Below are 12293 nucleotides of genomic sequence, written 5' to 3' on the forward strand. Positions count from 1 at the left end.
ATCCAGCGCGCACTCAGGCACGAGACGACGATGCCCGGACCCATCGGGTCCGGGCATCGTGGTGCGACGGCGTCAGTCCGCGAAGCGGCTGCGCACCCGCGCGGCGTCGTCGGGGCCGAGGCTCCAGTGCTTGTGCTTCGTGTGCGTGAAGGCGGGGCCGCCGTCGTCGGGCTCGCGCAGGAACGCTCGGATGCGCCTGTCGGGCAGCCCGAGCTCCCTGCTGAGCTCACGGGGGGTGATGCCGTCACCCGAGGGCGTGCGGCCACGCGAGTCGACGGCGGTCGCGATCTCCTCGAGCGCGGCCCAGATGCCGAGCATCGCCTCGGTCATCTCGTCCGGCATGTCTGCGCGCATCGCGCGCGCGGTCGTCTCGTCGCGGATCGCCTGCAGCTTCTTGGCCGTCGACATCGGTGCTCCTCGTGGTCTCTCCTGCGCCGTGGACGCAGGAGAAGATGGTACGAGCCTTCTGGTGGCAGGCCCGCTACCACCGCCGGCGCGACGCGAGTCCCGTCGGTCACGCGATCGCGCGCAGCCCCTCGACGAGCGGCGTCGTCGGTCGACCGATGAGCCGCGAGAGCGTGCGGTCGTCGGAGTCGAGCGCGCCGGCGGCGATCCCGGCGTCGAGCGCCGTCACGAAGCCAGCGGTGCCCGCGTCGAGACCCGCGTCGGTGAGCGCGGCGACATGCTCGTCGCTCGTGAGCCGTCGGTAACGCACGTCGCGACCGACGACCTCGCCGATCGCGGCCGCGAGGTCGTCGAACGTCCACGCGACGTCGCCGGCGAGCTCGAGGACCGCGCCCGCGTGGGCGTCGTCGAGGGCGACGACCGCCGCGGCGTCCCCGTAGTCGAAGCGGCTGGCGCTCGCGACGCGGCCGTCGCCCGCCGAGCCTGCGATCTCGCCCGTCTCGCGGGCGCGAGCCACGTCGGCGGCGTAGTTCTCGGTGTACCAGTCGTTGCGCAGGATGGTCGCGGGGATGCCGGATGCGGCGATCGCCGCCTCGGTCTCGACGTGCTCGGGCGCGAGCGGCAGGGGTGAGGCGTCGCCACCGAGGATGCTCGTGTACACGATGCGGCCGACGCCGGCGGCCACGGCGGCGTCGACGACCGCGGTGTGCTGGCGGGTGCGCTGCCCGGGCTCGGAGGCGGAGACGAGCACGAGCGTGTCGACGCCCGCGAACGCGGGAGCGAGGGTCTCCGGCCGGTCGTAGTCGACGAGCGCGGTGCGCACGCCCTGGGGCGCCTGGACGCGCTCGGGGGAGCGGGCGCCGGCGACGACGTCGGCGGGGGCGGCGCCGCGTGCCACGAGGCGCTCGACGATCAGATGTCCGAGCTGGCCGGTGGCTCCGGTGACGAGGATGGTCATGGGGGTCCTTCCCTTCGCATGCCGCTCGCCGGTGCGCGCGGTCATCGGAGTGCAGCGACGGACGGCGCGAAAGCATTCCTCTCGATGGGTACCCACCTTCTGGTACGGTACTCACCTCATGGGAAGTCTTGCGGAGATCCGGGCTGTCGTGCCAGGCGCCTTCACGGCGGCATGTCCGACCCGCACCGTGCTGGACCACGTGATGAGCCGGTGGGGCGTGCTGGTGCTGTGCACCCTCGGCGAGGGCACGCATCGCTGGAGCGAGCTGCGGCGCGAGGTCGACGGCATCAGCGAGAAGATGCTCGGCCAGACGCTGCGCGTGCTCGTCGCCGACGGTCTCGTCGAGCGCGAGTCGCGCCCGACCGTGCCGCCGCACGTCGACTACCGCCTCACCCCCCGCGGCCGTGCGCTCGTCGAGCGCATGCTCCCGCTGCTGGCGTGGATCGGCGACAACGCCGACGACATCCTCGCCGGCGACGACTGACGGTCGGCAGGGCTCGGCTACCCTACGAGGGTTCTGGCGTACCCACGAGAGGATCCGGTCCCGATGACGAGTGCCCAGCCGGCAGCAGACGCCGCGCGCACCCAGGGGGCAGGGCGCATCGTGGTGGTCATGCCGGCGCTCGACGAGGCAGGCAGCCTCGACGTGCTGATCCCCGAGGTCCTCGGCGTGGCCGACGCGCACGCGCTCGATCTCGTCGTGCTCGTCGTCGACGACGGCTCGAGCGACGGCACGCCGGCCGTGGTCGCCGAGCACGGTGCTCGCGACCGGCGCGTGCGGGTGCTGCCGTCGCGCACGAACCGCGGCAAGGCGAACGCGCTGCGCAGGGGGTTCCGCGTCGCGCTCGACGACGGTGCCGACATCGTCGTGATGATGGACGCCGACGGTCAGGACGACCCCGCCGAGCTGCCCGCGCTGCTCGCGCGGCTGGCAGACGGGGTCGACCTCGTCACCGGCGCACGCTCCGCGCGGCAGGATCGCTTCGTGAAGCGGCACACGTCGCGGCTGTACAACGCGACGACCCGCCTCGTCTCGCGCACGCCCGGCACCGACCACAACTCGGGCTTCAAGGTCATGCGGGCCGACGTCGCTCGTGCGCTCGTGCCCATGCTCTACGGCGAGTACCACCGCTACCTCACGGTCATCGCGCACCGCAGGGGCTTCGCGATCGATCAGGTCGAGGTGCACCATCGACCGCGCAGCCACGGCAGGTCGAAGTACGGTCTCGCGAGGTTCTGGCGCGGGTTCGTCGACCTCGTCGGCATCCGCTTCCTGCTCGACTACGAGCACCGCCCCTCGCACCTGTTCGCAGGCATCGGCGCGCTGACCTCGATCGTCGGAGCCGTGATCCTCGCGTACCTCCTCGTCGAGCGGCTCTCCGGCAACGACATCGGCGAGCGACCGCTGCTCATCGCGGGCGTGCTGCTGTTCCTCGCCGGTCTGCAGATGCTGCTGTTCGGTCTGCTCGCCGAGCTGGTCGTCGCCGGTCGCCACCGGGATCGCGCCTGGCTCGACGACGAGCACTGATCCCGATGACGAGCACTGCTGCGCCGGCGATCGCGCGCCGCGACGTCGTCGTCGGCCTGGGCGTCGCGGCGATCGCCGCGCTCGTGGTCGCGCTCGGATGGCTGCTGCCTGCGAGCTCGTCGCCAGCCGCCGACGCCCTGGGCGTGCTGCAGGTGGGGGTCGCCAGCGGCGGCATCCTGGCGCTCCTCGCCATCGTGGGCGCATCGGCGGCGTCGGCGTTGCCGGCGCGGGTGCGGCACGGACTGCCGCTGGGGCTGCTGCTGGCCATCGGAGCCACGGCGATCGCCCTGCCGTGCCTCCTCGAGCACGCGATCACGGGGCGGGTCCTCGTCGCACCGTTCGCCGTCGTCGGCGTCGCCGCCGTGGCGGTGGTCGTGCGGCTCGTGCGCGCCGTGCGTGCCGCGACTCCCGGATCCCTCGGCGTCGCGCTGCGTGCTCGCGTCGGCGCGCGGGCGACGTCGCTCGACGTCGTCGCGATCGCGCTCGCGGGCGTGGCGATGCTGCCGGTCGCGAGGCACGGCCTCACCGCATGGACGCTCGGCATCCTCGACTGGCACCGGTACGCGGGCAGCGTGCTCGTCTGGCTCGACGGGGAGGCGGCCTTCCTGGCGAGCCATCCCGACGAGTACGGGGCGTCGCAGGCGCTGCGGGCCGGGTTCGAGAAGCCCGCGGTGACGGCGCTGCTCGTCGCGATGACACGGCTCACGGGCATCCACCCCGTCGGCCTGCTCACGCCGTTCCTGCTCGTGATGCTCATCGTGCTCGTCACGTCTGCGATGGCGCTCGTGCGCATCGCGTTCGCGGCGTCGCCCCGCACCGCGGTGCTCGTGGCGGTGCCGGCGACGCTCTCGGCGGTCGTGATGCTGCCGATCGCGCAGGCGCAGCCGGGAGGGCTCGCGGCGGCGGCGCTGCTCGTCGGCGCCGTCGCGAGCGTCGCGCTCGTGCCGACGGTGGCGACGCACGGCGAGGCGGCGCGCGTCGGGCTCGTCGCGGGGGCGATCCTCGCCGTCGCGGTCGCCTCGAACGCGACGCTCTCGCTGTCGGCGATGCCCGTCGCGCTCGCGCTCGCGGGATGGGTCGTGCTGCGCTGGCGGATGCCGAGGAGGCTCGTGGTCACGAGCGTCGGTGCGGCAGCCCTCGCCGCGGCGGTCGTGCTGCTGCCGCAGGCCGGACGCTTCGCGCGCTCGCTCGTGGCGCAGGTCGACGGCAGCGCCGGCATCGCGATCCCGCTCGTGTCTCCTGCCGGCGTCGTGGGGCTCGAGGTGGCGGGCGGCGTGCCCGGCCTCGTCGCGGTCGCCGCATGGGTCGTCGTCGTGGTCGCGATCCTCGGCGCGACCTGGCGGTGGCGACGGACGCCGGATGCGGCGGGAGCGCTCGTCGTCACGGCGACGTTCGCGCTGAGCCTCGCCGGCCTCGGCGTCGTCTACGGCATCGACGGCTACTCGACGGCGAAGTGGCTGGGCGTCGCGGCGCCGCTGGCCGTGCCGCCGCTGCTCGCCGCGGGCGTGGGGGCGCTGATGCGCCACGGCGTGCCCGTGCCACAGGCGCGCGCGTTCGTCGCGCCCGTGCTGGCGGGCGCGGTGGGCGTGGTCGCGGTGCTCGCGGCGAGCCCGCTCACGCGCGTCCAGCTGGTGCTGCCCGCCTCGACGATGCAGCTCGCCGCGTCGGAGGCGCTCGCGGCGCAGCCCATCGTGAACGTCGACCTCGACGGCGGGCACCGCACGACGCTCGTGCCGCTGCTCGTCCCCACCGCCGTCGTCTCGATGGATGCGACGTACGCGTCGGCACAGGATCCCGTCGGCGACGCGTTCCTCGTCGACGCCGAGGCTGCCGTCGGCCGCGACTGGCTCACGTCGCAGGAGGTCGCCCCCGGGCTCGTCGCAGGCACGCTCGACCTCGACGTGGGCGACGAGGGGCTCTCGCTGCTCGATCCAGGGGCGGGCGACCACCTCTTCGGCGGCTGGCTCGGCCGCGACCCGCAGATGACGTTGCTCGACGAGGCTGCTGGCGAGGCGTTCGTCGTGCTCGACGTCGACGTCGACGCCGTGCCGAACCGACTCGTCGTGACCGGCTACACCGAGGGACCCGCGACGGTCGTGCTGACGGTCGGCGACGAGACCGTCGCGGCGTCTCCGGAGGACGGCGTCCTCATGGCGGTCGTGCCGGTCGACGCCGCCGCGATCGTCGATGGCAGGATCGTCGTGCGCGTCGAGGTGGTCGGCGACGGCGCCGGCGCCCGGGCCGTCGCGCGCATCGACGGCGTCGAGTGGGACGGAGGTCGCTGATGGAGCCGGAGGCCTACCGGTCGCTCGCCGCCCGCGAGCGCACGCACTGGTTCTGCGTCGGCCGTCGCCGCATCGTCGAGGCGGTGCTGGGCGCGCCTCGCGATCCCATCGGCTCGCGCGTGCTCGAGATCGGCAGCGGCACGGGAGGCAACGTGCCGATGCTGCGCCGCCACGGCACGCTGACGTGCCTCGAGCCGAGCGAGATCGGTCGCGCGCTGACCCGCGATCGCGTCGATGGCGAGCTCGACCTGCGCGAGGGCATGTGGCCGCACGCGTCCACGCTGGCGGCAGACGAGCGCTTCGAGCTCATCGCGATGCTCGACGTGCTCGAGCACGTGGAGGATCCCGCCGCCGCGCTCGACGAGGTGCGTGCACGGCTGGCACCCGGAGGCCGCGTCGTCGTGACGGTGCCTGCGTACCGGTGGATGTGGAGCGCCCACGATCGCGTGCTGCACCATCGCACCCGATACACGATGCGAGGGCTGCGCGACGAGCTCGCCGCCGCTGGGCTGCAGGTCGAGGCCATCACGTCGTTCAACGCCGTGCTGCTCCCCGCCGCGGCGCTGGCACGCGGCGCGTTCACGGCGCTGCGCATCGACCGCAGCCCCGGCTCCGCCGTGCCCCCCGCCGCGGTGAACCGGCTGCTGGGCGCCGCCTTCGCCACCGAGGTGCCGCTCGTGCGCCGCGGCGTCCGCCTGCCCTTCGGGCTCTCGGTCCTCGCGGTGGCGAGCGCGGCGTGAGCGAGGAGGGCGCCTCGCGCAGACGTCGCATCCTGCGCGGCGTGCTCGGGTGGGCGTTCGTCGCCGCGGCGCTCACCGCCCTCGTCGTCGGGTTCCGAGACGACGGGCCAGCGCTCGTGGGCGCGCTCTCGACGACGGCACCGTGGACGATCGCGCTCGCCGTGGTCGGTGCCGCCGTCGCCGTCGGCTCGCTGCTGCCGATCTGGCGTGGCCTGCTGGCCGCGAGCGGACATCGGCTGCCGTGGCTCGAGGCCGCGCGCATCCTCTCGGTCGGGCAGCTCGGCAAGTACCTGCCGGGCTCGGTCTGGTCGGTGGGGGCGCAGGCGGCGCTGCTGCGCAGGCACGCGGTGCCGGTGCGCGTCGCGGTCGGCGTGGGTGCGCTGCTCGTCGTCAGCCAGCTCGCGGGCGCGGCGATCGTCGTCGCGGGGGTCGGTATCGTCGGCGCGGGGCCGCTGGGCGCCGTGCCGCTCGTCGCCGTCGTCGTGCTCGCGGCGGTCGCGGCGTGCCTCGTGCCCGCCGTGCTCCGCCGCATCCTGCGCGTCGCCACGGGCGTGCCCGCGCGCCTGCCGTGGCCCGCGTGGGGCGTCGTCGTCGGCGCGCTGCTGGGCGGCTGGGCGCTGCAGACGCTCGCGATCGTGCCCCTCGCGACGGGCGCGGGATGGACGGCGGCGACGCCCGAGGTCGTCGCGGGCTTCGCCGCCGCGTACGCGGGTGGCGTCGTCGTCGTGCTCGCACCCGCGGGGATCGGCGTGCGCGAGGGCGTGCTCGCCGCGCTGCTCGCGCCCACGCTCGGTGCGGGACCGGCCCTCGCGACCGCGCTCGTCACGCGCGTCGCGGCGGCTGCGGTCGACGTCGCAGCGGCCGCGGTCGCGACCTGGGCGGGCCGTCGTCGACGCGAATAGGCTCGCCCCATGGACGAGCGCATCGTGCAGGCGTCGCGTGTGGTGCACGCACCTGCGGCGACGATCTTCGAGCTCATCGCCGATCCTTCCCGGCAGCCGGAGTGGGATGGCAACGCCAACCTCGCGCACGCCGCCGCCGGGCAGCGCGTGCACGCCGTCGGCGACGTCTTCGCCATGCAGATCACCACCGGCGGCGTGCGCGAGAACCACGTCGTCGCCTTCGACGAGGGGCGTGCGATCGCGTGGCGGCCCGCCGAGCCGGGATCGGCCCCGGTCGGTCACGAGTGGCGCTGGGACGTCGACGACCTCGGCGACGGCTCGAGCCGCGTGACCCACACGTACGACTGGACGGCGCTGCACGACGAGCGGCGGCTCGAGCGGGCCCGCGCGACGACCGTGGATCGGCTGCTGGCGTCGATCGACCTGCTCGCCGCGCTCGCCGAGCGGCTCGATCCCGCTGCCGACGCCACCGCGACCGCCGCATCGGCACCGTACGTCGTGGTCGTCGTGCCCGCGCACGAGGCCGAGGTGCTCGACGTGCTCGTGCCGGAGCTGCTGGGCACCGCCGACGGAGCCGACCTCGACCTCGACGTCGTCGTCGTGCCCGCCACCGCGGAGGTCGCGCTCGCGGCGACCGAGCACGCCGCCGCCGAGTCCCGGGTCGACGTCGCGCCCGTCGCGCCGGGCTCGGAGGGCGCTGCGGCGTTCGCCGACGCGCTGCGCGATGCCGCACGTCGCGCAGACGTCGTCGTGACGCTCGGCGGTCACGGACGCAACGACCCCGCCGAGCTGCCCGTGCTGCTGGCACGGCTCGACGAGCGCGACGTCGACGTCGTCGTGGGAGACGGGCTCGCCATCGCCGCGGCGCCGGGCTTCGCGGCGATGCACGCCGACGTCGCCGCCGTCGTCGCCGACCGCATCGACGGCGGCGTCGCACGCGTCGCCATCGTGGCGACGTCGCTCGGGCTCGCCGTCGCCCGCGTCGACGTCGACGATCGCGACGCGCCCGCGATGCACGACGTGCTCGACGGCTGGCACGCCTGGCACGACAGGCTCGTGCTCGGCGCGCTGGATCGCCGCGTCCTGCGCATCCTCGCCGCCGTGGGGGCCGCGATCGTCGTCGCAGGCGTGCTGCTGGGCCTCGCGCTCGTCGTCCCCGCGATCGTCGGTCTCGGCGTGCTGCCCGGCATGGTGCTGGCCGCCGCGCTCGCGGTCGTCGGCACCGTCGTGCTCGTGGCGGCGCTCGCGATCGACGCGATCCGAGCGACGACGAGGGAGCGCCGCACGGCACGTCGGTGACGCGCGCCGCGCGCACAGGGCGGATCCAGCCCATGACGGGGTAGCATGGTCGGCAGCACCGGCGTCCGGCCGGTCGTCGCCACGATCCCAGGCACGACCGTTCCCGCCCCCGCCACCGTCCGGCACCTGCCGATCCGCGTTCGAGGATCCGCATGGCTCGTCGACGGAGACCTCGACGCCTCGTGTGCAGACTTGTGACGCGTACGCGTCGAGAGGAGACGCAGTGGCAGATCCGCAGGGTGCCGGCACCGCGACGGCCGAGCGGCCGGACGCGCAGCGCCAGCAGCAGCAGCAGCGCCGCGAGGGCGGCATCATCCCGAGGCTCGCGCGCGCGGCGCGCGAGGTCGAGGGCAGCGTGCAGCGCGGCGCGGCGAGTCGAACGGCTCGCGCCAAGCTGCAGGCGTCCGCGATGCTCGTGCGCGAGGAGCGCGCCCGCGTGAAGGGCGACGCATCGCTCGGCCACGAGCGTCGCGCGGAGGAGCTCAAGCGCCTCGACGGCGTCGCGCTCATCCTCGGCAAGGCCGCATCGCGCGACCCCTCCCTGCTGCCGCTGCTCGGCGAGGGCGCACCGCCGTCGGCGGCCGCGCAGGAGGCGCGTCGCACGATGCTGCAGGCGGCGGGCATCGAGGTCGAGCCGGAGCCGCAGCCCACGCCGGACCCCGTGACGACGATCGAGCTCGAGCGGCAGGTCGTGCCCGCGTCCGTCGAGGCGCAGCAGCTCGCGAACCCGTTCCTCGCACCCGACCTCGACGCGCCCCGTCGCACGCCGCGACCGGACAGGCTCGCGGGCTTCGACCTGCTCGACCCCCTGTTCCACTCGTTCGAGTACGGCGCGGACGGCACGGCGGCGACGATGGAGCTGCCGGAGGGCATCGACCGCTTCACGCCGAAGGGCCTCGAGCTCATGCGCCACCAGGCGCAGCTCGTGGGTGCCGTCGACGACGGCCACCGCTCGTTCCTGCTCGCCGACGAGCCCGGGCTCGGCAAGACGGCGCAGGCGCTGCTCGCGGCCGAGGCCGCAGGCGCCTTCCCGCTGCTCGTCGTGAGCCCCAGCGTCGTGAAGATGAACTGGGCGCGCGAGGCCGAGCGCTGGATCCCCGGTCGCACCGTGTCGATCGTGCAGGGCGACGGTGCCCGCCTCGACGGCTTCGCCGACGTCATCGTCATCAACTACGAGGTGCTCGACCGTCACGTCGGCTGGCTGCGCCGCCACGGGTTCCGCGGTCTCGTCGTCGACGAGGCGCACTTCATCAAGAACACGGCCTCGAAGCGATCGCGGCACGTGCTCGACATCTCGGCGTCGATCCGCGCCCGCCATGCGCGGCCGCTGCTGATGGCGCTCACGGGCACGCCGCTCATCAACGACATCGAGGACTTCCGCGCCATCTGGCAGCTGCTGGGGTGGATCGACGGCCGTCAGCCGAACGCGGAGCTCACCGAGGCGCTCGAGGCGACGCACCTCACGCCGATGGACTCGGCGTTCTACCGTGCCGCGCGGCACGCGGTCGTCGACATGGGCATCGTGCGTCGCCGCAAGGTCGACGTGGCCTCCGACATCCCCGCTCGCACGATCGCCGACCTGCCCGTCGAGCTCGACGCCGTCGCGGCGCGCTCGATCCGCGAGGCGGAGCGCGAGCTCGCCTCGAGGCTCGTGCAGCGCTACGACCGCGCCGTGGCGGCGCGCACCGAGCCGACCGACGGCATCGACCACGCCCTCGTGCGGCGCATCGCGACGAGCGAGGTCGATGGCGACGACGGCGCGAGCTCCGGCGAGAACGTCTTCCGCCTCGTGCGGCAGATCGGCACGGCGAAGGCGGCGCTCGCCGCCGACTACGCCGCGCAGCTCGCGCGCAGCGCCGGCAAGGTCGTGCTGTTCGCGAAGCACGTGGATGCGATGGACATCGCGGAGCGCACGCTCGCCGAGCGCGGCATGAAGACCGTGTCGATCCGCGGCGACCAGACGCCAGCGGCACGGCAGGCCGCGATCGACGCGTTCGTGCACGACCCGTCGGTGTCCGTCGCGGTCTGCTCGCTCACGGCGGCCGGGATCGGCATCAACCTGCAGGTCGCGTCGAACATGGTGCTCGCCGAGCTGTCGTGGACGGATGCCGAGCAGACGCAGGCGATCGACCGCATCCACCGCATCGGCCAGTCGATGCCGGTGACGGTGTGGCGCATCGTCGCAGCGCACACGGTCGACACCCGCATCGCGGAGCTGCTGGACTCGAAGGCCGGGCTCGCGCAGGCTGCGCTCGACGGCATCGAGCGCGACGTCACGAGCGTCGACATGCGGCTCGAGACCCTCGTGGGTCTGCTCGAGCAGTCGCTGCGCCAGCGCGGCGACTGAGGCGTGCGCGGTGCCGGTCGGCTGCGACCGACCGGCGCCGCGACGCCGCCCGCGTCGGTGGCATGCGTCATCCTCGAGGCTTGGACGACGAGAAGGCGGCGCTGCTGCGGTACCTCCAGCAGCACCGAGATGCGCTGCTGTGGAAGCTCGACGGTCTCTCCGAGCGCGAGGCGCGCATGCCGCGCACCGCGACGGGCTCGAACCTGCTCGGCATCGTCAAGCACGTCGCGTCGGTCGAGGCCGACTACCTCGGCAGCGTCTTCGGCAGGCCGTGGCCGGAGCCCATGCCGTGGATGGCCGACGAGGCCGAGGCGAACGCCGACATGTGGGCCGAGGCCGACGAGTCGATGGCCGACGTCGTCGACCGCTACCTGCGCGTGCAGGCGCACGGCGACGCGACCGTCGCCGCGCTCACGCTCACGTCGACGGGCACCGTGCCGTGGTGGGGTGACGACGGCGTCGACGTCACGCTGCACCGCATCCTCGTGCACCTCGTCGCCGAGGTCGCGCGGCATGCGGGGCACATGGACGTGCTGCGCGAGCAGGTCGACGGCGCCGTCGGCCATCGCGCATCGTCGTCGAACCTGCCGGACCAGGACGCCGCATGGTGGTCGTCGTACGTCGAGCGGCTGCGGGCCGTGGCCGAGGCCGCGGTCGACTGACCGCGCGGCGCGTCAGGCGTGCACGAGGCGCGCGGCGTCGATCCTGGCGAGCGCGAGTCGCTCCGCCGCCTCGAGCGGCGTCGTGTCGTGCTCTCGCGCGGCGGCGAACACGCGCCGGACGGTGTCGCCGATCGCGAGCACGCGCGCGTCGACCTCGCGCCGGGAGGCGCCGGCGTCGAGCAGGGTGAGGTGGACGACGCCGCCTGCGTTCACGAGGAAGTCGGGTGCGTACACGATGCCGCGCTCGGCGAGCTGCGCCGCACCCTCGCGCTCGTCGAGCGGGTTGTTCGCGGGGCCGACGACGGCACGCACAGGCAGGGCACGGATGGCGGCGGCGGTGAGCACGCCGCCGAGGCCGGCGGGCACGAGCACGTCAGCAGGGGTCGTGAGCGCCTCCTCCGGTGCGATCCAGCGTGCGCCGAGCTCGTCGGCGAGGCTGCGCTTCGCCTGCACGACGTCGGTGACGACGAGGTCGGCGCCCGCGTCGGCGAGCATGCGCGCCAGACGACCGCCGACCTGGCCGAGTCCTGCGACGACGAAGCTGCGACCGGCGATGCGTCCGTCGCCGAAGGCCTCCTCGAGGGTGGGGGCGACGGCGGCGTAGACGCCGAGCGCCGTGCCGACGGTGGGCTCGCCTGCGCCGCCGCGGTCGGCGGGCAGGCCCACGACGTGGGCGGTGCGTTCGCGCACGACGACCATGTCGTCCTCTGTCGTGCCGACGTCCTCCGCGGTGCGGTAGCGGCCGCCGAGCGTCTCGACGAGGTCGCCGAGGTCGAGCAGCGCCGCACGCCGCAGGTCGTCGCCGAGCACCGTGCCCATCGGCAGCGCGATCACGGCCTTGCCACCGCCGGCGTCGAGGCCGGCGGCTGCGTTCTTCAAGGTCATCGCCGCAGACAGTCGCAGCGCGTCCGCCTGTCCGTCCGCCCACGTCGGGTACGTCCACATGCGGCATCCGCCGAGCGCGGGGCCGAGCACCGACGAGTGCAGCGCGACGGTGATCGGCAGCCCCGACCTCGTGCCGGCCGCGGTGACGACGCGTTCGTGGGTGAGTTCGGGGATGGCGCTCATGGCGTTCGCTCCTTCGCGGGGGAGGCCGCGGATCGCGCGGCATGCCTCACATCGTGACTGCAGCGAGCGGTTCGCGCAATCACGATCCGTGACGATGGG

The 12293-nt window shown here is 74.3% G+C and carries 11 protein-coding genes; 8 read left to right on the forward strand and 3 right to left on the reverse strand.

What is annotated here, in order from left to right; translation table 11 throughout:
- Positions 1 to 72: 72 nt before the first annotated feature.
- Positions 73 to 408: a hypothetical protein gene (locus ACZ6H8_RS00585; protein ID WP_464143389.1), complete on the reverse strand. Its 336-nt coding sequence runs from the start codon at positions 406 to 408 to the stop codon at positions 73 to 75.
- Between the two features lie 106 nt (positions 409 to 514).
- Positions 515 to 1363: an NAD(P)H-binding protein gene (locus ACZ6H8_RS00590; protein ID WP_464143391.1), complete on the reverse strand. Its 849-nt coding sequence runs from the start codon at positions 1361 to 1363 to the stop codon at positions 515 to 517.
- Positions 1364 to 1481: 118 nt separating this feature from the next.
- Between ACZ6H8_RS00590 and ACZ6H8_RS00595 the strand changes: the two genes are divergently transcribed.
- The 8 genes from ACZ6H8_RS00595 to ACZ6H8_RS00630 all read left to right on the forward strand — a co-directional run bounded on the left by ACZ6H8_RS00595 (position 1482) and on the right by ACZ6H8_RS00630 (position 11126).
- Positions 1482 to 1847: a winged helix-turn-helix transcriptional regulator gene (locus tag ACZ6H8_RS00595; protein ID WP_464143393.1), complete on the forward strand. Its 366-nt coding sequence runs from the start codon at positions 1482 to 1484 to the stop codon at positions 1845 to 1847.
- A gap of 63 nt (positions 1848 to 1910) precedes the next feature.
- Positions 1911 to 2891, forward strand: a complete 981-nt coding sequence (locus tag ACZ6H8_RS00600; protein ID WP_464143394.1) for a glycosyltransferase family 2 protein — start codon at positions 1911 to 1913, stop codon at positions 2889 to 2891.
- Between the two features lie 5 nt (positions 2892 to 2896).
- Positions 2897 to 5176 (forward strand): hypothetical protein, encoded by a 2280-nt coding sequence (locus tag ACZ6H8_RS00605; RefSeq protein WP_464143396.1) that lies wholly within the window; start codon positions 2897 to 2899, stop codon positions 5174 to 5176.
- Entirely contained in the window at positions 5176 to 5916 is a 741-nt protein-coding gene (locus tag ACZ6H8_RS00610; protein ID WP_464143399.1) for a class I SAM-dependent methyltransferase, read from the forward strand. The genes ACZ6H8_RS00605 and ACZ6H8_RS00610 overlap by 1 nt, the downstream gene beginning before the upstream one ends.
- Entirely contained in the window at positions 5913 to 6818 is a 906-nt protein-coding gene (locus ACZ6H8_RS00615) for a lysylphosphatidylglycerol synthase domain-containing protein (RefSeq protein ID WP_464143401.1), read from the forward strand. Before ACZ6H8_RS00610 ends, ACZ6H8_RS00615 begins: the two co-directional genes overlap by 4 nt.
- Before the next feature lie 9 nt (positions 6819 to 6827).
- Entirely contained in the window at positions 6828 to 8117 is a 1290-nt protein-coding gene (locus ACZ6H8_RS00620) for an SRPBCC family protein (protein WP_464143403.1), read from the forward strand.
- A gap of 223 nt (positions 8118 to 8340) precedes the next feature.
- Positions 8341 to 10464: a DEAD/DEAH box helicase gene (locus tag ACZ6H8_RS00625; RefSeq protein ID WP_464143404.1), complete on the forward strand. Its 2124-nt coding sequence runs from the start codon at positions 8341 to 8343 to the stop codon at positions 10462 to 10464.
- Positions 10465 to 10544: 80 nt separating this feature from the next.
- Positions 10545 to 11126 (forward strand): DinB family protein, encoded by a 582-nt coding sequence (locus ACZ6H8_RS00630; RefSeq protein WP_464143405.1) that lies wholly within the window; start codon positions 10545 to 10547, stop codon positions 11124 to 11126.
- 12 nt (positions 11127 to 11138) lie between these two features.
- Here the strand turns inward: ACZ6H8_RS00630 and ACZ6H8_RS00635 are convergent, their stop codons facing one another.
- A complete protein-coding gene (locus ACZ6H8_RS00635) occupies positions 11139 to 12194 on the reverse strand; it encodes a Glu/Leu/Phe/Val dehydrogenase family protein (RefSeq protein ID WP_464143406.1) in 1056 nt (351 codons plus the stop codon).
- Positions 12195 to 12293 lie beyond the last annotated feature (99 nt).

Source organism: Agrococcus sp. AC640b, assembly GCF_979255995.1.